Source organism: Pontibacter rufus, from assembly GCF_015694705.1.
Taxonomy (GTDB): Bacteria; Bacteroidota; Bacteroidia; order Cytophagales; family Hymenobacteraceae; genus Pontibacter; species Pontibacter rufus.
In genome coordinates this window covers 32,488-57,083 of the sequence record NZ_JADQDR010000002.1, presented here as the reverse complement: position 1 = coordinate 57,083, position 24,596 = coordinate 32,488, and the positions used below count along the sequence as shown (strand labels likewise).

14 protein-coding genes and 1 tRNA gene are annotated in these 24,596 nt (G+C 52.0%); 7 read left to right on the top strand and 8 right to left on the bottom strand.

Annotated features, from left to right (window positions below; translation table 11 throughout):
• Positions 1-26: 26 nt before the first annotated feature.
• The 8 genes from I2I11_RS04695 to I2I11_RS04660 form a co-directional block, all read right to left on the bottom strand.
• Positions 27-650: a hypothetical protein gene (locus I2I11_RS04695; protein ID WP_196266527.1), complete on the bottom strand. Its 624-nt coding sequence runs from the start codon at positions 648-650 to the stop codon at positions 27-29.
• A 213-nt stretch (positions 651-863) separates the two neighbouring features.
• Positions 864-937, bottom strand: a tRNA-Pro gene (locus tag I2I11_RS04690).
• A gap of 123 nt (positions 938-1,060) precedes the next feature.
• A complete protein-coding gene (gene xylA / locus I2I11_RS04685; RefSeq protein ID WP_196266526.1) occupies positions 1,061-2,392 on the bottom strand; it encodes a xylose isomerase in 1,332 nt (443 codons plus the stop codon).
• A 33-nt stretch (positions 2,393-2,425) separates the two neighbouring features.
• Positions 2,426-3,910 carry a xylulokinase gene (locus I2I11_RS04680; RefSeq protein WP_196266525.1) on the bottom strand — a complete coding sequence of 495 codons (1,485 nt, stop codon included), beginning with the start codon at positions 3,908-3,910 and terminating at the stop codon, positions 2,426-2,428.
• A gap of 15 nt (positions 3,911-3,925) precedes the next feature.
• Positions 3,926-5,050, bottom strand: a complete 1,125-nt coding sequence (locus tag I2I11_RS04675) for an endo-1,4-beta-xylanase (RefSeq protein ID WP_196266524.1) — start codon at positions 5,048-5,050, stop codon at positions 3,926-3,928.
• A 113-nt stretch (positions 5,051-5,163) separates the two neighbouring features.
• Complete coding sequence (locus I2I11_RS04670; RefSeq protein ID WP_196266523.1) at positions 5,164-5,922, bottom strand: SDR family NAD(P)-dependent oxidoreductase; 759 nt, start codon at positions 5,920-5,922, stop codon at positions 5,164-5,166.
• A 10-nt stretch (positions 5,923-5,932) separates the two neighbouring features.
• A complete protein-coding gene (locus I2I11_RS04665; RefSeq protein WP_196266522.1) occupies positions 5,933-8,098 on the bottom strand; it encodes an alpha-glucuronidase family glycosyl hydrolase in 2,166 nt (721 codons plus the stop codon).
• A 244-nt stretch (positions 8,099-8,342) separates the two neighbouring features.
• Entirely contained in the window at positions 8,343-9,392 is a 1,050-nt protein-coding gene (locus I2I11_RS04660; protein ID WP_196266521.1) for a LacI family DNA-binding transcriptional regulator, read from the bottom strand.
• Between the two features lie 491 nt (positions 9,393-9,883).
• Between I2I11_RS04660 and I2I11_RS04655 the strand changes: the two genes are divergently transcribed.
• From I2I11_RS04655 to I2I11_RS04625, 7 genes are all read left to right on the top strand, one after another.
• Positions 9,884-13,024 (top strand): SusC/RagA family TonB-linked outer membrane protein, encoded by a 3,141-nt coding sequence (locus I2I11_RS04655; protein WP_196266520.1) that lies wholly within the window; start codon positions 9,884-9,886, stop codon positions 13,022-13,024.
• 10 nt (positions 13,025-13,034) lie between these two features.
• Positions 13,035-14,984 carry a RagB/SusD family nutrient uptake outer membrane protein gene (locus I2I11_RS04650; protein ID WP_196266519.1) on the top strand — a complete coding sequence of 650 codons (1,950 nt, stop codon included), beginning with the start codon at positions 13,035-13,037 and terminating at the stop codon, positions 14,982-14,984.
• A 310-nt stretch (positions 14,985-15,294) separates the two neighbouring features.
• The gene (locus tag I2I11_RS04645) at positions 15,295-17,301 is read left to right on the top strand and encodes a sialate O-acetylesterase (protein WP_196266518.1); all 2,007 of its coding nucleotides are present in this window, start codon (positions 15,295-15,297) and stop codon (positions 17,299-17,301) included.
• 15 nt (positions 17,302-17,316) lie between these two features.
• Entirely contained in the window at positions 17,317-18,849 is a 1,533-nt protein-coding gene (locus tag I2I11_RS04640) for a glucuronyl esterase domain-containing protein (RefSeq protein WP_196266517.1), read from the top strand.
• Positions 18,850-18,884: 35 nt separating this feature from the next.
• On the top strand, positions 18,885-20,066 hold the full coding sequence (gene uxuA, locus I2I11_RS04635; protein ID WP_196266516.1) for a mannonate dehydratase: 1,182 nt from the start codon (positions 18,885-18,887) through the stop codon (positions 20,064-20,066).
• Complete coding sequence (gene uxaC, locus I2I11_RS04630) at positions 20,059-21,522, top strand: glucuronate isomerase (RefSeq protein ID WP_196266515.1); 1,464 nt, start codon at positions 20,059-20,061, stop codon at positions 21,520-21,522. Before uxuA ends, uxaC begins: the two co-directional genes overlap by 8 nt.
• A 72-nt stretch (positions 21,523-21,594) precedes the next feature.
• On the top strand, positions 21,595-24,549 hold the full coding sequence (locus tag I2I11_RS04625) for a glycosyl hydrolase 115 family protein (protein ID WP_230679896.1): 2,955 nt from the start codon (positions 21,595-21,597) through the stop codon (positions 24,547-24,549).
• Positions 24,550-24,596: the final 47 nt, after the last annotated feature.

The following is a 24,596-nucleotide window of genomic DNA, read 5'->3' as shown; positions in this document are numbered from 1 at the left end:
TGCTCGTGCATACGGAGCCCGAAGTCTTAGCGAGGGTTAAGTATGCGCTTTGTTGGCTGAAGATTTTTTTGAGTTGCAAACAATGCAAACCACATAAAATAAACTGTCCAGCTTACAGCGGAAATAGTCCCTGAGTAGTTTATAAACCAATAGTATAACATTTCAAAAACCATCAGAACTGCGATAGCAATCCCAGTCCACTTTATAGTTTTGTTTATTCCTATCTCTTTAGAATCTGAACTAATAAGAATTAGTGCTATCACTCCTGCACCCCAAGCAAAAAATACCTTTATATAGTGGAGTAATTCAAAGTCAAAGCCATTCATTGTGCCATTAGGATAAAGCGGGGAAAAGGAAAAGCTCATCCAGCTAATGCCAGAAACAACAAAAATGAAGCTTCCTATCTTACCTGCAGTCTGCGCCTTATATTTCTTAGATAGTGATAGTCCAAATAGTGCCATTAAGAGCCCAGGCAACAAGTAATTTAAAATCATCACTCTGCTTTGTCCTGCTAAGCCTTCAATGTTATATCCTGTCACACTCAGATACTGTACTTCTTGTAAAGCATGGGCATTAGTAGTAAATAGTATACAAACTGAGACGAGGTATGATAGGAAAGTAGTTATGCCAAGTAGTTTTGTTAGTTTCATTTTCTATGATTTGAGTTTACAGCCAACTATCAGCTACCAGGAATGCTACTCTTACTAGTTGCAAGATGTATGTGCTTAAGTTTAACAGCAAAATAGTTAAAAGATTAAGTAGAACAGGACGAAGTCAAAAACCAGTAGGAGAGAAGGGGAAAAAGGTTGGCCGCTATTTATTATGACAATAAAGGCCTTCTACATGCTGTAGAAGGCCTTTTGTCGGAGTGGCGGGATTCGAACCCACGACCTCCAGCACCCCATGCTGGCGCGATACCAGGCTACGCTACACCCCGATCGATGCTGCAAATATACATATTTTGGATAATAAAAAGCGCTGCAAACATACATTTGCAGCGCTTTTTATACTTTCATTAGGTCAATATTTACCCAAGTGCCGCTTTGCAGCGCCCCACCTGTTAAATATAGCGGTTAATTAAATTTTCCAGGTATTCCTGGCGTCCGCTTCTTACCTCGGGCTCGCCTTGCTCTGCGGCATAGTTGCGCAGGTCTTCCAGGCTCAGTTTGCCTTGCTCGTAGGCCTGCCCTTTGCCGCTGTCGAAAGTGGCGTAACGCTCCTCGCGTATTTTTCTGTAATCAGAGTTCTGCAGGATTTTATCAGCCGTAATCAGTGCGCGGGCAAACGTGTCGGCGCCGCCTATGTGGGCGTAGAACAGGTCAGCCGGGTCAGTGGAGTTTCTCCTGATTTTGGCGTCGAAGTTGATGCCGCCGCCCTGCACGCCACCGGCCTCCAGGAACACCAGCATGGCCTCTGTCAGCTCGTTGATGTTGTTGGGGAACTGGTCGGTATCCCAGCCGTTCTGGTAGTCGCCGCGGTTGGCATCTATACTTCCCAGCAAACCGGCGTCGGCCGCTGCCTGCAGCTCGTGCTGGAAAGTATGGCCGGCTAGTGTGGCGTGGTTCACCTCGATGTTTATCTTGAAATCTTCCAGCAAATCATACTTGCGCAGGAAGCCGGCTACTGTGGCCACATCATAATCATACTGGTGTTTGGTAGGCTCCATCGGCTTGGGCTCGATAAAGAACGTGCCTTTAAAGCCCTGCTTGCGGGCATAGTCTCTGGCCGTCTGCAGGAAGCGGGCCAGGTGCTCCTGCTCACGCTTCATGTCTGTGTTCAGTAGCGTCATGTAGCCCTCGCGGCCACCCCAAAACACATAATTCTCTCCGCCCAGCGCAATAGTAGCATCCAGCGCTCCTTTTACCTGCGCCGCCGCATGCGCCAGCACATGGAAGTCGGGGTTGGTAGAAGCGCCGTTCATGTAGCGGCTGTGCGAGAACACGTTGGCAGTGCCCCAAAGCAGTTTCACGCCGCTTTCCTGCTGTTTCTGTTTGGCGTACTCCACCATGGTCTGCAGCCTCCTTTCGTTATCGGCTACGTCGTTGGTATAGTCCACCACATCCACGTCGTGGAAGCAGTAGTAAGGCATGTTCATTTTGGTGATGAACTCGAAAGCAGCATCCATTTTGTCTTTGGCGCTTTCAATCGGGTCTGATTTCTCGTTCCACGCAAAATTCAGCGTAGGGCCACCGAAAGGGTCAGAGCCATTGGCGTTGAAAGAGTGCCAGTAAGCCACAGCAAAACGCAGGTGGTCTTTCAGGGTTTTGCCGGCCACCACTTTGTTCTCGTCGTACCAGCGGTACGCCAGCGGGTTATCAGATTCGGGGCCTTCGTACTTAATCTGGCCTATACCTTTAAAATATTCTTTTTCTCCTAATACAATGTTTGCCATAAGTATAAATGATTACCTGTTTGATAAATGAATTTAAAGTTGATGCAGATGTTCTCCCAGCAGGGCTTTCCATTCCTGGTAAACGGGCTCATACTGGTCTATTGCTTTGGGCTCAATTACCTGCAGTTTTTTGCTGTTGGTAAAGGCCTCTTCTTCTGATTTAAAAGCTTTTACGCCGATGCCTGCGCCTAAGGCGGCGCCTACGCTGCCGTCGTTCTGGTATAATTCCACCGGCACGTGTGTCGCGTTTACAAAAGCTTCTGTAAAGGTATCGCTCAAAAATAAATTTGCCTTGCCTGCCCGGATGATGCTGGGGTTCATGCCGCTTTCGCGCATTATGTCCAGGCCGTAGCGGAATGCAAAAGCGATGCCTTCCTGCACGCCGCGGAACAGATGCGCCTTGGTATGCAGGTTCAGGTCGATATTGTGGAAATGAGAGCCGACAATCTTGTTATTGAGCATGCGCTCGGCGCCATTGCCAAAAGGTATTACGCGCAAACCGTTGCTGCCGACGCTGATTTTAGCGGCCGCAGCGTTCATTTCGGCATAGCTGATGCCGGTGCCGGCAATGGTTTTTATCCAGCGGTTGAGGCTGCCGGTGCCGTTGATGCACAGCAGCACACCCAAGCGTTTCTGCTGCTCGCCATAGTTTACGTGGGCAAAAGTATTCACGCGCGACTGCGGGTCGTAAATCAACTGGTCGCTTACGCCATAAATCACGCCCGATGTACCGGCGGTGGCAGCTACTTCGCCAGGTTTCAGCACGTTCAGCGACAGCGCATTGTTGGGCTGGTCTCCTGATTTATAGGTTACCGGAATGCCTTCTTTCAAGCCCAGTTCGTCAGCCACGGCCTTTTGCACTGTGCCATGCACCGAAAACACCGGGTTAATCTCTGGTATCAGCGACTTCTCAAACTTATAGTAATCGAGCACATCAGCGGACAAGGTATCATCCTGAAAATCCCAGAACACACCTTCCGAGAGCGCCGATACACTGGTCGTGATGTCGCCGGTCAGCTTCATGGCCACGAAATCACCGGGAAGCATAACTTTGTCGATGTTATCGTATACCGCCGGTTCGTTTGCCTTTACCCAGGCCAGTTTGGAAGCCGTAAAATTACCGGGCGAGTTGAGCAGGCGCGACAGGCTTCTTTCTTCACCAATGGTCTCAAAGGCTTTGTTGCCGATTTCAACGGCGCGGCTGTCGCACCAGATAATAGAATTGCGCAGTATTTGCTGGTTTTTGTCTACCACCACCAGCCCGTGCATCTGGTAAGCAATGCCGATGGCACCAATGTCCTTTGGGTTATACTTGCCGGTGGCGTTGGCTTTATGTATGGCTGTTTTGGTATGCTCCCACCACATTTCCGGCGATTGCTCGGCCCAACCCGGTTCAGGCGTGAGAATGCCCGATTCTTCCTCCGGATACTGTGCCGAAGCCAGGCTTTGCTGTGTCTGTGCATCTACCACCGATACTTTAATGGATGATGTACCTATATCTATACCTAATAAGAGCATAAAGTTTGCGGGAGTTTAGTTTTTGGAAACAGAGTTGATAATAGCTTTCAGTGCGGGCTTGGGCTGATAGTTGCGGTCGAACAGCAGCGGATAGCTGGTACGCCCTTTCATGGGCCAGTTGTTGAGCCAGGAGTCCGCATCTGTTACGCCCCAGAAAGTTACGCGGCTGATTTTGTCGCGGTGCTTGTGGAACAAAGCGAAGATATCGGCATAGCGCTGTGCGAGTTGCTGCTGTACAGAGTCCGGCAGGCCATTTTTATAAACATTATACTTCTCATCAGATGCAAAGGTGGCGTCTATGTCGGCACCACTGCGGTGGCTGGGATTGGGCAGCACGTCAATGTCCAGTTCGGTTATCATTACTTTGCCCAATTTAGAAAAAGCGACGATGCTTTCCTCAATCTGCTTTATACTTGGGCTCTCCAAACCCCAGTGGCCCTGCATCCCGATACCATCTACTTTCAGGCCTTTTTCCTGCAGGTCTTTTACCAGGCGGATGGCGCCGTCGCGTTTGGCCGGTTTCCAGAGGTTGTAATCGTTGTAGTATAATTCTGCGTTCGGGTCAGCGTTGTGCGCCAGTTTGTAGGCGTCGGCCAGGTATTCCTCGCCAATAATTTTATACCATTTGGATTCCCGCAGGGTGCCGTCATCGTTCAGCGCCTCGTTCACCACATCCCAGCCATCAATCTTGCCTTTATACCTGCCGGCCACAGTGTTGATGTGATCGGCCATGCGCTGCTGTAACGCTTCTTTGCCGGCGGCGTTGCCTTGTGCATCTTCAAACACCCAGTCCGGCGTCTGGCTATGCCAAACCAGGTTGTGGCCTACCACAAACATGTCGTGCTTGTCGCCAAAAGCGACGTAAGCGTCGGCCGGCGCAAAGTTATACTTGTCGGGCTGCGGATGGATGGATTCCCATTTCAGGACGTTCTCCGGGCTGATGCTGTTAAATTGCTGCGCAATAATAGCTGTTGCTTTCGGTTCTCTGCCCATTACCTGCCTGCCGTTCAAGGCCGCACCTATATAAAAGTCATCTTTGAAAACCTTTTTGAGCGATACCTCCGCCGGCCCTTTTGTTGCAACAAAACCACAACTGGCTATTGCGAGGCAGGCTATAACCCATAGCTTGTTTTTTATCATATCCTTCGTTGTGCTACGCACGCAAAAAAGTATTTACCTGTTCACCCCTGGAGCAGGGTATAAATATAAGTGTTATTTTTACATGAAAAGGTTTAGCAAGTATAAAAATGCTGCTAAAAGCCAATGGAGTTACCGCCATCTACCGGAAGCACCGTGCCCGTGACATACCGGGCGCCTTCAGTGGCATAAAAGTAAACAGCATCTGCCACATCTGCCGGGGTGCCTAATTCGCCCATAGGCGTTCTGGAAAGGACCTTGTTTTTGCGTTCCGGGTCGTTGTTGAGCGCTTTGGCCGACATAGCCGTAGCGATAAAACCAGGCGCCACGCAGTTGACGCGGATGCCCTGGGGCGACAAATCCACCGCCATCGAGCGCGTCATGCCCTCAATAGCTGTTTTGGAAGCCGTATAAGCAATCACTTTCGGAATACCGTACTGGGCAGCCATGGAACTGATGTTTACAATAGCCCCGCTCCGGTGTGGCAGCATGGTTTTCACTACTTCGCGGCTCAGGGCAAACACCGACGTTACGTTGGTCAGCAGGATGTTCTGGAATTCCTCGTCGGTTACTTCCGTAAAAGGCTTTTTCATGTTGATGCCCGCATTGTTTACCAGGATATCGATGCGGCCATACTTGTCTGCCATGTCGCTTACCAGTTTCGGTATTTCCGGCAGGTTGGTCAGGTCGAATACGATGTAGGAGCACAGGTCGCCGAAGGCTTCTTTCGCCTCCTGTAGTTTTTGCTCGTTGCGGCCAATGATGATGGTGCGGACGTTGCTTTGCACAAATTTCTCAGCAATGGCATAGCCCAGGCCGGAAGCTCCTCCGGTTACAATAGCCGTTTTAGTGGCGGTGTTGGAATCTGAATTCATAAGTATAATGTTAAATGCCGGGTACAAACTTAGGGTCTAAGCTCATGAAATAGTCTAACGTATGGTCCGGCTTTTCTAAATCCTGTGGTATGGGCTGCTTCGAGAACGTCTGGAAGTATAGCAGGCAGGCATCGCGCCACCATTTTGCCTCTTTTTCCTGGATGGTCAGAAACATTTTAACATGGTTGAATCTTTCTTCATCCACTAGGCCTTCCATGTTGTTCCAGGTTTCCTGCATCTGGCGCACCGTATCTACGCCGCTGCTATACTTGTAGCAGAGCTCATTCCAGAGTGTTCTGCCGGAGTTTACCTTGTAGTCCCAGCTTACATGGTGGAACCAGAGCAAATATTTTTCGGGGCACTTTTCGAGGCTGGCAAATTTTCTGGTTACGGGCGGGAAATACTGTGCCACCGCATTGCTGCCTGTTTTGGTGCGGTCGAAACCGATGCCCTGCGCATCAGCGCGGTGATAGTATACGGCAGTCCAGTCGGCGCGGGGGCCGCCCTCTACCCAGGGACCGGGACCGTAGTGATGGCTTCTGCCCATGATGTGGTGCAGGCCGAGCGGTGTCATATAATTAACAATGGCTTCATGCGAGTTCATCATCATATTTTTTACCGGCGCTACAAACCTGTTGTTATTGGTAAAAGTCATTTTGAGCCACTCGTCTGCAATTTTCTCAGATGGGAGGTTGTGATCCCAGGCGAGGCGGCCGAACGTATACCAGTTGGACTGGCCAAACTGGTGGCCGGTCCAGTCGCGGTCATCACCGATGTTGGCCACGCCGGCTATACCAGTCAGCTTATGATTATTCAGGGTGCCGTCTACCACTTTGGCTACGGTGGAGCCTTTGCCCTCGGCATACGTATCCGCTTCCAGCGTCTCTTTATACATAGGGGCGAGGTAGGCGAGGGTGGTGCCCTGCCCCAGGTACTCCTGCGTAATCTGGAATTCCATCATCAGCGGCGTTTTGGGCATCGCGCCAAACAGCGGGTGGAAAGGCTCGCGCGGCTGAAAATCGATAGGGCCGTTCTTAACCTGTACCAGCACGTTGTCGCGGAACTGGCCATCCAGCGGTTTAAACTCGTTATACGCCTGCTTGGCGCGGTCATCCGGCTCTTTGTCGCTGTACACAAAGGCACGCCACATCACAATGCCACCGTTTGCAGCAACTGCGTCAGCCAGCATGTTGGCGCCGTCGGCGTGCGTGCGGCCATAGTTCTGCGGTCCCGGCTGCCCTTCGGAGTTTGCCTTCACCAAAAAGCCGCCAAAATCAGGCACATAAGTATAAATTTCATCTGACTTCTTCTTCCACCAGGCGCGTACCTGCGGGTCCAGCGGGTCGGCTGTTTTCAGGCCGCCAATCTCAATCGGGGCGCTGAAGCGGGCTGTTAAGTATACTTTCAGGCCATAGGGGCGGAAAACATTGGCGAGAGCAGCTACTTTTTTCAGGTATACTGGTGTGAGCACGAGGGCATTGGCATTTACGTTCGTCAGCACCGTGCCGTTGATGCCGATAGACGCATTGGCGCGGGCATAATCAATGTAACGCTGATCGATGTAATCGGGCAGGGTATGCCACTTCCAGAGCGAAAATCCGGCATAGCCGCGTTCCACGGTACGGTCCAGGTTGTCCCAGTGGTTGAGCACGCGTTTTTTGATTTTGGGGGCGCTGGCCAGCGAGAGCTTGCTGATATCCTGCTGCGTTTGCAGGAGCCTTAAAAAGTGGAAGCTGCCATATAAAACGCCTATATCGGTGTTGGCCGCGATAACCGTATACTTTCTGCCGTTTTTGGTGGTGCTGAGCAGCAGGTAGCCTTCATCGCCTACTGCTTTCAACTTATCTGTAAGATTCAGTTCTTTTATGAGGGCTGAGCCGGAAGGCGTGCCGGCCACCAGTATGTTTTGCTGCGTTGGTGTTTGAGCCGCAGGTATGGCCTGTCCCAGCAAACCGGTAAGTCCGGTCTGAAGCTCCTCCTGCGCAGCCGAAAGTGTTGGGGAACTCCCTTGTATGATGATTTCATTTACCGCCTGCCGGTAAGCCTGCAGCCTGGCAGCATCCTGCACCTGGTCATACCTTAGCCATAGCCTATAGCCATCTTCGGCCATTAACCTGCCGCTTAGCAGATTTAAAAATAACAGGAGCAGTAAAAGACAAACAGGCTTACGCTTCATACTGGATATATTAAAATGGGTAAAAGGACACATAACTGACGTTACGCAAAAGGATACGGAACACCCTTGCTGAGAAGTTCCCCTTTGAAGGGGGTAGGGGGATGATTACTATCTGAGATATACCCATGTGAGCCACATTTTATACTTACACGTTTAAAAACTTGCCTTATTCATACTCCACTTGAAGTATAAATTACTTGTCCGTAGAAGTTAATCATTCCCCTACCTCCTCCAAAGGGCGACATTAGCTGGCTATACTGGGCTTTTCTGCTTTCGCTGTTTTCCTCGTCGACTCCCTAACTACCAATTCCGACCGCAGGGTAATGGTGTTGGTGATAGTTACATCTGAGGCACCATCTAAGTAGTTTATCAGGCTCCTAACGGCTACTTCGCCCATTTCATAGCCAGGGTAATCTATGGTGGTCAGGTTGGGCTCAATAATGCGGGTGATAGGGTCGTTATTGAAGCCCACAATCGCCATATCATCGGGTATGGAGATGCCGGCCTGCTTCAGCGTTTTAATGCAGCTCACAGCGCAATTGTCGTTTGATACAAAGATGCCGTCCGGTAAAGGGCTCATTTTTAGTATCTGCTGCGCTGCTTTGATGCCCGCCTCCTCGCTCAGGTCGGTGGTGATAACCGAAGCTTTGGTGAACGGAATATCATTGTCCATCAGGGCATACTTAAAGCCTTTCAGCCGGTCTTTGTACACGTTCACTTTCAGGTTGCCGCTGATGTGTATGATGTTTGTGCAGCCCTGCTCTACCAGGTGCGTTGTAGCTGTATAAGCGGCTTTTATGTTGTCGATGACGATGCTGGTGCAGTTTTTATGCTCCGGCACCCTGTCGTAAAACAGCAGCGGAATGCCTTTGCTGAAGAAAGGCTCAAAATGGTCTGTATTCTCTGTATCGTAAGCGATGGACACCAGCAGACCGTCCACCCGGTTGTCAAACATGGTTTTGGCATTGGCTATTTCTTTCTGCACCGTCTCCAGCGACTGGCTGATAATCAGGTTATAGCCTGCTTCGTTGGCCACTTTCTCCATGCCTGCCATCACCGAGGACTGAAAGCTGCTGTTCAGCCTGGGCACAATCACGCCGATGGTGTTGGTGCGCTTCTTTCTGAGGTTACTGGCAAATGCATTGGTGCGGTAGCCCATCTGGCTGGCGGCATCAAATATCTTCTGCCTGGTATCCTTTTTTACGGCCGGGTGATTATTCAGCCCCCTGCTTACGGTGGTAGGAGAGATAGATAATTCCCGGGCTATATCGTAGATGGTTATTTCTTTATCCATACATATCAATCTGCAAGTGTACCGGCTATAGCTATGTAATGAAACCGATTGCAATAGATTTTAAAAATATTTTGCCTGATTCATGGCCAAAGGTGGTCGCAGTGAGCGCTTAGTCGCTACAATTTAGCAGAAATTATTTATAAAGGTTCATTTTTACTGAAAAATATTCCGTTCAGGTCATTGGTAAAACTTCTACACAACTATTTGTTGCATTATAAGGAGGTGTTGGAGGTATTTTGAAGGTGTTTTCCGTCAGAGTTAATCAGATTAAGAAAAAAAAGTTTCTGCAATCGGTTGCAAAATACAGATTAATTTTTGATGTTTACATGGAAGTGAGGAGTTGCTCACCTCTGATGGGTGTGTACAAGGAGTAATGATGGATTGCAAAGTACATGCAGCAGCCTTGTAGCAAAGCGCAATCATGCTAATTAAGGCCATAATTCAGGAATCAAATTTCTCTTAATGCTAATAAAACCTAAACCCCGATACTTATGAAATGTGATTTTACAGAAAACCTTAAACTGCTGACCAGGCGGCTGCGTGTGCCCATGGTTATGAAACTGGCACTTGCGCTTCTTGTTTTTATAGCGGCGCACGCTCAGGCAATAGCTCAGAACGGTTCCTTTACCGTTTCCGGCCGTGTAACGGATGCAGAAACAGGAACGGGCCTGCCAGGAGTAACAGTACTCCTGAAGGGAACGACAACAGCTGCCCCAACAGATGCACAGGGCAACTACACTATCAATTTGCCGGACGGCACCGGAACGCTTGTCTTTTCTTATATCGGTTACGAAAGTCAGGAGGTGCCTGTAAACAACCGCTCGACCATTGATGTACAACTGGGCACAGATGCCGAGGCACTGGAAGAGGTAGTAGTGGTGGGCTATGGTACCCAAAGGGCAGAAGCAGTGACAGGATCTGTTGCTTCTATAGGTGGCGATGAACTACGCGAGGTGCCATCGGGTAATGTTACCCAAGCCCTTCAAGGGCGCTTGCCGGGGGTGGAGTTAACGCAAACATCCTCTCAGCCGGGTGCCTCTATGCAGATCCGTATCCGCGGTACACGCTCGCTGTCCGGCAGTAACGACCCTTTGGTGGTGCTGGACGGTATTCCTTTTCCCGGATCTATCTCCGACATCAATCCCAACGACATCAAGAGTCTTGATATCCTGAAGGATGCTTCGGCAACGGCCATTTATGGCTCGCGCGGCGCCAACGGCGTTATATTGGTAACTACCAAAACAGGAAAAACAGGGCAAAAACCACAAGTAAGCTACAGTGGTTTTTATGGTGTGAAAGATGTTTTTGCCAGATATCCGATGATGAACGGGCCGGAGTTCTTTGCACTGCGTCAGGCAGCCGGACCTAAATTCTTTCAGGGACAACTGGGAGAAGACGAATCTGAGGACGTAAACACGGATTGGCAGGACCTGCTGTACCGGACCGGTGTTACAACAAACCACAACTTAGGTGTTTCGGGCGGCACCGAAAAGGGCAGCTATAACTTCAGCGCTGGTTATTTTCAGGATAAAGGTGTCATCCCTACGCAGCAATACACACGTTACTCTATTCGTGGTAGCCTCGATCAGGGAATAGGGGAGCATGTCCGCGTCGGCTTCTCTACCTACAATAACTATAACGTTACGGAGGGCTCCAATGTAGGCTTGTATGGTATTTTAAGCATGTCGCCGCTTGCCAGCCCGTACAACGAAGACGGCACTTTGAAAAGAACGATTCGCATGCCCCTGGATGAAACATGGCTATACACCCGCGATGTTGTAGAGGATTTAAGCGACAAATGGCTTAGCCAAAGCCGCTCGTTTGCAACCTACAATACCTTATACGGGGAAGTGGAAATCCCGGGAGTGGAAGGCTTGAAGTATCGTGCTAACCTTGGTGTGAATTATCGCCAGAGTAACGGTGGCAGCTATACAGGAGAGGGAATAAACAGCTCTAATCCGACCACCCCTTCCACTGCTTCTATCAGCAACTCGCTTACGACAGACTGGACGCTTGAAAACCTGCTAACTTACGATCGCACTTTCGGAAAGCACATGGTAAACTTAGTCGGATTATACTCTGCCTCCGAAAACCAATACAACCGTTCAAGCATTGGCGCAAGGGATATTCCCTCCGATGATTTCCAGTTCTACAACCTGGGCCAGGCTGCCGGCGAAATCACCGTCGATCCTAATAACCAGCAGTATGTAAAATACGGCTTGTTGTCGTGGATGGGACGCGCCATGTATTCCTACGACGACCGCTACATGCTGAGCGTTACTGTTCGTTCCGATGGCTCTTCCAGGCTGGCTCCGGGACATAAGTGGCATACTTACCCGGCCGTATCTGCCGGTTGGAATATCGCCAGAGAAGCATTTATGCAGGACGTCAGCCTTATAAACATGCTGAAACTGCGTGTAGGCTTCGGACAAACCTCCAACCAGGCGGTTGCGCCATACTCTACCCTTGGCCGTTTAAGTACCAGGCCATACAACTTTGGCCCGGATGATTACGCAACAGGGTACTATGTAAACCAGTTGCCTAGCCCGAGCCTTGGCTGGGAATTCTCCAAGACCTGGAATTACGGATTGGATTTCGCTCTCCTCAACAACCGCCTGTCCGGTACGGTAGAGTACTATGTAACGAAAACCAGCGACATCCTGCTGAATTTGAACCTGCCCGCTACATCGGGTGTGGACTTTTACACGGCTAACATCGGAGAAACCCAGAACAAAGGAGTCGAGCTTTCGCTTAATGGCGTGATCCTGGATGATGTGAACGGGTGGAGATGGGAAGCAGGCGTTAACCTGTATGGCAACCGCAACAAACTGGTAGCACTTTCTTCCGGCGCAGAAAGAGATGAAAGCAACTGGTGGTTTGTGGGGCACCCTATTAATGTCATCTACGACTACGAGAAAATAGGCCTGTGGCAGAAGGATGATCCGTACCGGGATATCCTGGAGCCGAATCCAGGTGATCCTGATGCAACAATTGGCATGATCAGGGTGAAATATACCGGCGATTACAATGCCGACGGAACCCCTGTGAGAGCCATTGGCCCTGAAGATCGCCAGATTCTGGATGTGAACCCTGATTTCCAGGGGGGCTTCAACACCCGCGTATCTTATAAGGGATTTGACCTGACTGCAGTTGGTGCCTTTCAAAGCGGCGGCATCCTCATCAGCACGCTCTACGGTTCGTCAGGCTATCTTAACATGTTGAACGGACGCAGGAATAACGTTGATGTGGACTACTGGACACCGGAAAACACTGATGCCAAATACCCCAACCCGGCAAGCTTAAAAAGCGGCGACAATCCGAAGTATGGCAGCACCATGGGTTATTTTGATGCATCGTACCTGAAGATACGCACCATCACACTTGGCTACGATTTTGATAGCAGTAATTGGCTGAAAAATGTCGGAATCAACAACCTGCGGCTTTATGTGAGCGCCCAGAACCCGTTTGTGATGTTCTCGCCCTACCATAAAGAGTCAGGTATGGACCCTGAAACAAACTCATATGGCGATGAGAATTCGGCAGTAAGTAGTTACCAAAGACGTTTGCTGACGATAGGCACTAATGCGCCGGCAACACGCAACTACCTGGTTGGTCTCAATGTCACATTTTAAAAAGAGAAGGATGAAACGAATTCATAAAAAAACTTTTATAGGAACAGCCCTGCTGATGTCACTGTTCCTGGGATCCTGCGAGGATATTCTGGAAGAACAGCCACGTAGTATTTATACACCCGAATTTTTCAAAACCGAGCGAGGGGTTCTGGGTGGCATAACATCAATGTATGCCCACCTGCGCTACATATACGGGCAAGCCTACTACTACAACGCCACCGAAACCGGTACGGATGAAGCAACCTATGCACAGAGTGCAGACCAAAACTTTCTGGTCATGGACCTGTCAGGCCAGGGAGAAATTACTTCCACCACCAGTCGTGCCGATGTGTTGTGGGGTATCTCATTCTCCAATATCAATACTGCCAACGGCATTATTGAAAATGCTGCCGCAGTAGGCACTATCTCGGATGCACTGATTGCTGAAGCCAGGTTCTTCCGCGCGTTTGACTATTTTAATCTGGTACAAACGTTCGGCGGCGTGCCGCTGGATCTGGGTTCGGGAGAGCTGAAGTTCAACACAAATCCTGTCCGGACTTCTGTGCGCAATACGGTGCCGGAAGTATACACCAAAGCTATTTTCCCGGACCTGCAGAAAGCAGTAGAAGATCTGCCGGTAAATCCGCGTGTGACCGGTGGCGCCACCCAAACACTTGCCCGTCTTTATCTGGCAAAAGCCTACCTGACCTACGCCTGGTGGCTGGAAAACCCGAATAACATTCCTACCTATCCGGAGGCTCCCCGTACGGACCCGGACGGGCATGACGCCCAGTGGTACTTCCAGCAGGCGTATGATGTGGCCACCACGGCCATTGACAACCCGGGGCCGTTCGGTTTACAGCCAACCTTCTACGACGTACACGTGGGGACAAACGACCGTAACCCTGAAATACTGCTGTATGCCGACCACACCGAGACAAGCGAGTTTTATAACGGAGGCAGCCTGACGTATAGCGGTGGCGGCGCTCCCGATAACTTTGCCGTTTGGATGATGACATGGAACTACACCAACATTCGAAGCGCTACTGATCCCAACTGGACCAATGTGATAAGTTCTGTTCAGCGGGCAGCAGAACAACACCTGGGGCGTCCGTGGACACGTATGGCGCCTCCGATTGGCGTAGTGGAGAACACCTTTGCCGATAAGACGAACGACTCCCGCTACGATGGCACCTTTACCACCGTTTACCGCGGCAACTGGCCTAAAGGAGGCGTTACTGCGGATGTTGTGTATAATGCAAACAATCTGCCGGTTTCCCCGGGTGGGGCCATCCTGACTTTCCTGGACGAACAGCCGGAAACGCCTATTAACTACCCTGACGGAGCAGGTAAAAGCAACGTCGGCGCAGGCGAATTGCCCGGCAGATCTGATTTTGTGATAGCCCCTGAAGGCATCAGCAGGATTGTGTATCCCGGGCTTTGGAAAATGGGTACTTACCGCACCGACAATGGCGATGGATTAGGACAGCCGAATGCCGCCAGTACCCGGCCCTTTAACATTGCCAAATTCTCGGAGCTATACTTCATCGCGGCCGAAGCAGCTGTAAAGGGTGCAACAGGAGGTAGAAGCGCCAGAGACCTGATTAATGTTATCCGGGCACGTGCCGGTCAGTGGCGCTACGACAACAACGGAAACACAATTAAAATAGAAGACCACAGCGAAGAAATGGTGGCTGCCACCCCGCAAACAATAGATGTTAATTACATTCTGGCCGAACGTTCGCGTGAATACTATGCGGAGGGCTACCGCTGGTCTGATTTAGTGCGTACCCAAAAATGGGAAGAACTCGCTTCTACATACCGGATTTGCGGTGTGAGCTACGGAGACCATACGCCGCAAACCATCACGCGTCATATTGAGCCGTATCTTTACCTGCGCCCTATTCCGCAGGGGCAGCTTGATGCCATGGATCTGGATGTGGCAGAGAAAGCTGCTTATCAGAATCCCGGCTATAATTAATTTGATACATGATTAAAGAGATTGGCTGCTCTCATGGGGCAGCTAATCTTTTTAATCATGTGCCGGCGGCGCAGCGGTACGGCATTACCTTCTGTAATATGACGGCTAAAAGTTAGCAGGGCATAATTACAGCAGGAGTATGCTTACTCCTGCGCCCTCAAGACCGTTAATTACAAAATAAAACAGGTATGAAAATTATAGTTGGTTAGATTTACTTAAGGTAAAGAGAATGTATTTTCACATCCTCTTTACCTTAAATTTTTTACCGGCAGCCAGCTGCATTGCTCAAACCTCCCTAAACTTTTACCAGATGAAACGATCAAATGGCGGAACTGCAGGCGTATCCCGAAGAACAAGGATCGCACTGTTCAAACCCTTTGTTATACTTCTTTGCTGCTGCCTTTGCACGGCATTCGCATCCGAAGCAGCAGTAAGGCTGCCCCAACTGGTAAGCGACGGCATGGTGCTGCAGCGAAACGCCAAAGCCAATGTATGGGGCTGGGCCGACCCCGGCGAGAAGGTGACCATCAAGTTTAAGGGGAAGACCTACCGGGCAACGACCGGCGCAGATGGCAAATGGAATATTAAACTTACTCCCATGCCTGCCGGTGGTCCTTATACGATGGACATCCGCGGCAGCAACCACCTCACGGTGAAAGACATCCTGCTGGGCGATGTATGGTTCTGTTCCGGCCAGTCGAACATGGTGCACCAGATGAAGCTGCACAACGTGCGCTATGCCGAGGACATTGCCAAGGCCAACTATCCACAGATACGGCAGTTCTGGATTCCGACCACCACCAACCTGCAGGGCCCTGCAGAACATTTACCCCCCAGCTCCTGGAAGTCGGCCAACCCCGAGGACGTGAACGATTTTTCGGCGGTGGCCTTTTTCTTCGCCCGCAAACTATATGAGCAATACCACATCCCCATCGGTTTGATTAACGCCAGCGTGGGAGGCACGCCCATCGAGGCCTGGATGAGTGAGGAAAGCTTGAAGGCTTTTCCCGCTATTACCGCCACCATCGATAAAAACAAGGATACGAGTTACGTGAACAGTATAAACCGCCGCGCCATGGCCGCCGCTGCCGCTCAGCGGGCAAAGCCGGAGCAGGACAAAGGCTTAACGGAAGCGGTGAAATGGTATGACCCCGCCTATGTTCCAAAGGGCTGGCAGAACATTAACATTCCCGGCTACTGGGAAGACCAAGGCGTCCGGGACTTGGACGGCGTCGTATGGTACCGCCGCGAAATAGAGGTGCCCGAATCGATGACGGGCGTGCCGGCCAAAGTGTTTCTTGGCAGAATAGTGGATGCGGACGTGTTATACATCAATGGCAAGCAGGTAGGTAACACCACTTACCAGTATCCGCAACGCAGGTACAGCATCCCGGCGGGCGTGCTGAAACCGGGCAAGAACCTGCTGGTGGTGCGGGTGAGTAATAATGGCGGCAAAGGCGGCTTTGTGCCGGACAAGCCCTATTTTATTCAAGCCAACGGGCAGGAAATCGACCTGAAAGGCACGTGGCAGTACAAAGTAGGGGAAGTATACCGCCCCGGCACCGGCGGATTTAATGGTATGAACCTACAGAATCAGCCCACAGCCCTGTACAACGCCATGGTGGCGCCTGTGACGAACTATACCATCAAAGGCATTGTGTGGTACCAGGGCGAGAGCAACGCGGGGAACCCAGAAGAGTATAAGAAGCTATTTCCGGCGATGATACGTGACTGGCGGGAGAAATGGCAGGAGGGGAATATCCCGTTCCTGTACGTGCAGCTGCCCAACTTTATGGATGTGACCTACCTGCCAGCCGAAAGCAACTGGGCCCTGATGCGGGAGGCGGCCCTGCAGACCTTGTCGGTGCCCAACACCGCTATGGCGGTCACCATTGACTTGGGCGAGTGGAACGATATTCACCCCGACGACAAAAAAGATGTGGGCGAACGGCTGGCGCTTGCCGCGCAGAAGCTGGCGTATGGCGAGAAGAACCTCGTTTCTTCCGGCCCGCTTTTCCAGTCTGCCAAAGTAGAAGGGAATAAAATCATCCTCAGTTTTACAAACACGGGCAGCGGACTGGTTTCCATAGACGGGGAGCCGCTTTCCCGGTTTGCCATTGCGGGGGCGGATAAAAAGTTTGTCTGGGCCGAGGCCAAAATCGAGGGCAACAAGGTGGTGGTATGGAGCGACGAGGTGCCCAATCCGAAGTATGTGCGCTATGCCTGGGCAGACAATCCTTTCGGCGCCAACTTATACAACAAAGAGGGCCTGCCCGCTTCGCCTTTCCGAACCGATGTGGCTGATGCCAAGCCATAGTTTAACCGCAATGCCATGAAACTAACTTTCAGCCTTCTTTTTGCTCTAGCCTTTTCGTCTGTGGCGGCCCAGAATGCCACCACGGGCGATAAGGGGAAGTATCCACCGCCGGTGAATTTCACGGCCGAGCAGGACCACCAAAACATGATGCAGCAGCTGGGCATCCAGGCGCTGCGGCCGGGGCCGAGCGGTGATGAGGCCGCGCCGAACCACGCCAACTATAACGAGGCCCTGGCAAACCCTTACCCCGACCTTCCGCCGGTGCTCACGCTGAAAAACGGGAAGAAAGTAACCTCGCCGGCCATGTGGTGGAACAAGCGCCGCCCCGAAATCGTGGAGGTGTTCGAGAAAGAAGTATACGGCCGTGTGCCCAAAAACGTGCCCAAGGTAACCTGGGAGGTGGTCATCAACGAAAAGGAGCGCGTCGGCTGGTTTCCGGTCATCGCCAAGCAACTGGTGGGCCATGTAGATAACTCCGAGTACCCGCTCATCAACGTGGATATTGCGATGACGGTGGTGACGCCGGCAAATGCCAAAGGGCCGGTACCGGTGCTGATGATGTTTGCGCACAGCGCCCTTCCTGCCCCGGCTCAGCCGCCCCAGGAGAGCCTCGACAAAATCAACGCGGCGCTGAAGGAGCTGCTGGTGAAAAACGACCCCACCCTGAAGGAAGTATTTGCGCAGTATCCGGCCTACAACCCCATTGCCTCGCAGGTGCCCGCTTTCGGTCCGCCGCCCGCCGGCGACCCGCCCACGGCGCAACAGCTGCTGGCTGCTGGCTGGGGCTATGTCCTCATCGAGCCGGGCACCATTCAGGCGGATAATGGCGCTGGCCTTACCAAGGGCATCATCGGCCTGGTGAACAAAGGGCAGCCCCGCTCGCCCGAAGACTGGGGCGCCCTGCGTGCCTGGGCCTGGGGGGCATCGCGCGGACTGGACTACCTGGAAACAGACCCCGCCGTGGATGCCAAAAAGGTGGGCATCGAAGGCGTTTCCAGGTATGGCAAAGCCGCCCTGGTGACGATGGCCTTCGACCAGCGCTTTGCCCTCGGCCTGATTGGCTCTTCCGGGGAAGGGGGCGCGAAGCTGCACCGGCGCAACTTTGGCGAGGCCTTGGAAAGCCTGACGAGCAGTGGCGAATACCACTGGATGGCAGGCAACTTCCTGAAGTATGGCGCAGCCAAAGCCTCGTTCGGAAGCAAGAATGCAGGCGACCTTCCGGTGGACGCGCACGAGCTGATTACCCTGTGCGCCCCCCGCCCGGTTTTCATCAGCTACGGCATCCCCGAAAAAGGCGACGCCAAATGGCTCGACCAGCAAGGCAGCTACATGGCGACAGTAGCGGCCCAGCCGGTGTATGAACTGCTGGGCGCCCATGGCCTGGGCGTGCCCGCCGACTATAAAACAGCGAAGATGCCCCCTGTGAATGAGGGGCTGCTGGACGGGGAACTGGCCTGGCGGCAGCACGACGGCGGCCACACCGACGCTCCGAACGTGAAGTACTTTATCCAGTGGGCGGATAAGTTATTGCAGCATTCTGCCCGCTAAGTATACAATTTAACTAATCTGATAAACAATACGATATGCCTTTAATACAAAGCTGGCGGTGGTACGGCCCCAACGACCCCGTATCGCTGCAGGATGTGAAGCAAGCCGGCGCGACAGGTGTAGTCAGCGCTTTGCACCACATTCCGCACGGCGCCGTGTGGCCCGTGGAGGAGATACAGGAACGCAAAAACATCATTGAGGCTGCCGGCCTGCAGTGGGTGGTAGTGGAGAGTATGCCGGTACACGAAGCCATCAAAACCCGCAGCGCCGACTGCGAAAAGTACCTGGAAAACTACCGCCAGACGCTCCGCAATTTAGCAGCCTGCGGTATCTCCACGGTGTGCTATAACTTTATGCCGGTGCTCGACTGGACGCGCACCAACCTGGCCTATGAAGTATGGAGTGGTGCCAAAGCCCTATACTTTAACTGGGCCGATCTGGCTGCTTTTGACCTGTTTATCCTAAAAAGAGAAGGCGCCGAAAACGACTATGCCCCCGAAGTGATAGCCGAGGCAAAGCAGCGGTTTAATGCAGCCTCCGAAGAGGAATTAAAGCAGCTGCACGACATCATCCTGATGGGCGTACCCACAGAGGAGAGCGTGACGGTGGAGCACCTGCTGCAAAGCATCGATATCTACAAAAATATTGGCTTTGAAGGCCTGCGCCGGAACCTGGCCTACTTCCTCGAATCCATTATGGACGTGTGTGAGGAAACCGGCATCCGCATGACCATCCATCCCGACGACCCGCCCTTTCCTATACTTGGCTTGCCGCGCATTGCCAGTTCCAAAGAAGACCTGCTCTACATCATCAATACCGTTGACCATCCGGCGAACGGCATCTGCTTCTGCACCGGCTCGCTGGGTGCCGGGCCGCACAACAACCCCGTTGACATCATCAAAGCTGTCGGGCACCGGGTATACTTTGCCCACCTGCGCAATGTGCTGAAAGACAAGCAGGGCAACTTCTACGAGTCGGACCACCTGGCCGGCGACGTGGACATGTATGGCGTGATGAAGGAGCTGATTGCGTTTAACCAGCAGCGGGAGCAGCCCATTCCATTCCGCCCAGACCACGGCCACCAGATGCTCGACGACCTCCACAAAGTCACCAACCCGGGATACTCGGCTATCGGCAGGCTTCGCGGGCTTGCTGAGTTGCGGGGCCTGGAAATGGGGATTGAGAAATCAATCACAAAAGACGACGGACATGAATAAAAATACAGCGTTACATACTTCACCCGAGGGGAAAAAGGCACTGCAAGGGGCAACAGGCTTTCTGAGCGAGGACTTTCTGCTGCAAACCGAAACAGCCAGGCAGTTGTACCACGAATACGCCAAACGCCTGCCCATCATCGATTATCATTGCCACCTGTCACCGGAAGTAATTGCCCGGAACGAGCCCTTCGCTAACATGACCGATATCTGGCTGGCAGGAGACCATTACAAGTGGCGTGCGCTCCGCACGCTGGGCATTGCGGAGAAGTATATCACCGGCGATGCCAGCGACGAAGAGAAGTTTGTGAAATGGGCGGAGGCTGTGCCTTATACCCTGCGCAACCCGCTCTACCACTGGGCGCATATGGAGCTGAAAAACCCCTTTGGTATAACAGAGCTGTTGTCCGGCGACAATGGGCTGGAAGTATATGCGCATTGCAATCGCCTCCTGCAGCAGCCGGCTTTTACGCCACAAGGTTTGTTGGCACGTTTTAACGTGGAAATGGTAGGCACTACCGACGACCCGGTAGACAATTTATACTTCCATCAGCAGATAGCAGCTTCGCCACTGGATATAAAAGTGCTGCCTTCTTTCCGCCCCGATAAGGCGCTAAACCTAAGTGGGGGAGAAGCTTTCAGAAAGTATATGCTGCAGCTTTCAGAGGCGAGCGCAGTAAACATTACAAGTATAGATACGCTGTTGGAGGCCTTGCAGCAACGCATAAATTACTTTCATGAAAACGGCTGCCGTCTTGCAGACCATGGCCTGGCTTATCTGCCGTTACCTGGCAACAATACCGCCAATCTGGAGAAAGCGTTTGCAGCGGTGCTGTCCGGAAACGATGAAGGTGTGGCGGCGTATCAGAACGAGTTCAGCGGGTTTATACTTGTGGAGCTCTGTAAAATGTATGCCCGTAAAGGCTGGGTGCAGCAGTTTCATTTAGGGGCTTTGCGCAACACCAATGCCCGCATGCTGCAGGTAAACGGCCCCGATACCGGGTACGATTCAATCGGCGATTTTCCGCAGGCGGCAAGTATGGCTGCCTTCTTTAATGAACTGGAAAGCAGCAATCAGCTTGCCAGAACCATTATCTACAACCTGAACCCGGCTGACAACGCCGCCTTTGCCGCCATGACCGGTAACTTCCAGCAGAGCGGCATCAAAGGTAAAATGCAGTTCGGCTCGGCCTGGTGGTTCCTCGACCAGTTGGATGGCATGAAAGCGCAAATAAATGCCCTGTCGAACATGGGGCTGCTCAGTTGCTTTATCGGCATGCTCACCGATTCGCGCAGCTTCCTGTCCTACTCCCGCCATGAATATTTCAGAAGACTGCTTTGCAACATGTTTGGTGATGATATAGAACAAGGAGCGCTGCCAGCCGATATCCCCTGGATAGGCAAGATGGTACAGGATATTTGCTACTACAACGCCAAAAACTACTTTCCGCTGGATTAAAGCCTTTTTAACAGAATAAACTGTGATGGCATGTATAAGTGTAGCGAAATAGCTGCGATAAACCACCTGAACATGAAGCGAGTAATCTTTAATTATACTTTGCAATTACCCGGTAAGGCACACATCAGCCTGATGTCGCGGCTGGATTATACCTTGTGCCTGTTATTTATACTTGCCCTCGTGGCGCAGCCTGCGCTGGCCGTTAATGACTCTTCCTACATCGCTGCTTCCAACGGCAAAGGATACTTTGCCTTGTCGGCAGGCGGACGTTCTGCTCCTTTGTTTGTGAGCAGCGAAGAAGAAGCAGGCGTGATACGGGCCGCAAAAGACCTGCAAGCCGACGTGAACCGCGTGACCAACGTACAGCCCAACCTCATCATTGCTAAAAAAGCGCCGAAGGCAAAGCAACTGGTATTGATAGGCACGCTGGGTAAAAGTCCGGTAATCGACAAGCTGGTTAAAAACAAAAAGCTGGATGTAACAGGCATCGCCGGTAAATGGGAAACCTACCTGGTGCAGGTAGTGGACAAGCCGATGCGGGGCGTAGACCAGGCCCTGGTGATTGTGGGCAGCGACAAGCGCGGCACCATTTTCGGCATGTATGATGTGTCGGCGCAAATTGGTGTATCGCCGTGGTATTACTGGGCTGATGTGCCGGTAAAGCAGCAGCAGAATTTATACGTGATGCCGGGCCGCCACACCGACGGCGAGCCCGCTGTCAGGTATAGGGGCATTTTTATCAACGACGAAGCACCCGCTTTGGCTGGCTGGGTCACAGAGAAATTCGGTGGCTTTAACGCGAAGTTCTATGTCCATGTGTTTGAGCTTATACTTCGCCTGAAAGGCAACTACCTGTGGCCGGCCATGTGGGGCCGTGCGTTTTATGATGATGACCCTAAAAACCCGGAGCTGGCAGATATGTATGGCGTGGTAATTGGCACCTCGCACCACGAGCCGCTGATGCGGGCACATGACGAGTGGCGCCGTTACGGCTCCGGCCCCTGGAACTACCAAACCAACCAGGACACGTTACAGAAGTTCTGGCGCGAAGGCATCAGGCGCATGGGCGACAACGAGAGCCTGGTCACCATCGGTATGCGTGGCGACGGCGATGAACCGATGAGCGAGAAAAGCAACATTGCCCTGTTGGAGAAAATCGTAAAAGACCAGCGGGAGATTATAGCGGAGGAAACGGGCAAACCCGCCGCTGAAACTCCGCAGGTATGGGCGCTTTACAAAGAGGTGCAGGACTATTACGACAAAGGAATGCGCGTGCCTGAAGATGTAACCCTTTTACTTGCCGACGACAACTGGGGCAATATCCGCAAGTTGCCAAAAATAGGGGATAAGAAGCGCCTGGGCGGCTACGGCATCTACTATCACTTCGACTACGTAGGCGGTCCGCGCAACTATAAATGGATAAATACAAACCCGCTGCCACGCATCTGGGAGCAGCTGCACCTGGCTTACGAATATGGCGTAGACAGAATCTGGATTGTGAATGTGGGCGATATCAAGCCGATGGAGTTCCCGACCTCCTTTTTCCTGGACTATGCCTGGAGTCCGGAGAAATGGCCCGCCGAACGCCTGGACGAGTATACCCGCCTGTGGGCAGCGCAGCAGTTCGGAGAAAAGTATGCGCAGGAAATTGCGCATCTGCTTGCCGCGTATGGCAAGTATAATGCGCGCCGCAAACCCGAACTTCTATCCCCCGAAACCTATAGCCTGACCAATTACCGCGAAGCGGAACGGGTGGTAGCGGAGTATAACGAACTGGCGGAAAAAGCAGAACAGCTGTATCAGAAGATGCCTGCCGCTTACAAAGATGCGTTTTACCAACTGGTGTTATACCCTGTAGAAGCAAGCGCTAACCTGAACGCTTTATACTTAGCCGTAGCCCAAAACCACCTCTACGCCAAACAGGGCCGGGCTGCTACAAACCAAATGGCCGAAAAAGCCAGAGACCTGTTTGCTACCGACCAGAAGCTTTCAAAATATTATAACGAGGAACTGTCTGACGGCAAATGGAGCCACATGATGGACCAGACGCACATCAGCTATACGTACTGGCAACAGCCGGATAAAGACGTAATGCCGGAGGTAAAAGAAATAAAACTGCCTGCCGCTGCAGCTATGGGCGTGGCCATAGAAGGTGCGGAAGGCTGGTGGCCTGCATCAAAAGAAGCAGCTGTGTTGCCGGCGTTAACGCCTTTCGGGCAGCAGGCTTTTTACATCGACGTGTTCAACCGGGGGCAGGCGCCTTTCAGGTATGAAGTACAAAGCGGCGCGCCCTGGCTGAAGGTTGATAAAACTGAGGGCAGGATAGAAGACCAGCAGCGCCTGCTGGTAAGCGTGAACTGGAAACAGGCCCCCACAGGAAAGCAGCGCGTGCCCATCACCATTACCGGCCCGGACGGAAAGCGCGTGGTGGTGCAGGCTGTGGTAAACAACCCCGCCTCGCTGCAAGCTGAAAACGTGAAAGGCTTTGTGGAAAGCAACGGCTATGTAGCCATGAATGCCGAAAACTATTCCCGCTCCGTGGAAGCGGGCGGCGCAAAATGGAAACTTATACCTGACCTGGGCCGTACCGCCTCTGCCATGATGCCTTTTCCCGTGACAGCTGCCAGCCGGATGCCGGGGGAGAACAGTCCGCACCTGGAGTACGACATGTTCCTGCTGGATAGCGGCCAGGTGAACGTAAATGTATACGTATCGCCAACCCTTAACTACCACAACACCGCCGGCCTGCGCTATGCCATTGCCATAGATGATGCTGAGCCACAAATCGTGAATATCCACAAAGACAACACTACACAATCCTGGGACGAGTGGGTAGCCAACAACATCATCATTACCCAATCAAAGCACCAGGTAGCGAAGCCGGGCGAGCACGTGCTGAAGATTTGGATGGTAGACCCGGGGGTGGTATTGCAGAAAATTGTAGTGGAAACCGGGGAAGGTGCAAAACCAAGTTACCTGGGTCCGCCGGAAAGTTTCCGTAAAACAACGGCTTCGGCGGTTAAGTAAAAGCAGAGGATGCTAATGAACATCAAGTATAAAGTATAAACCAGAAC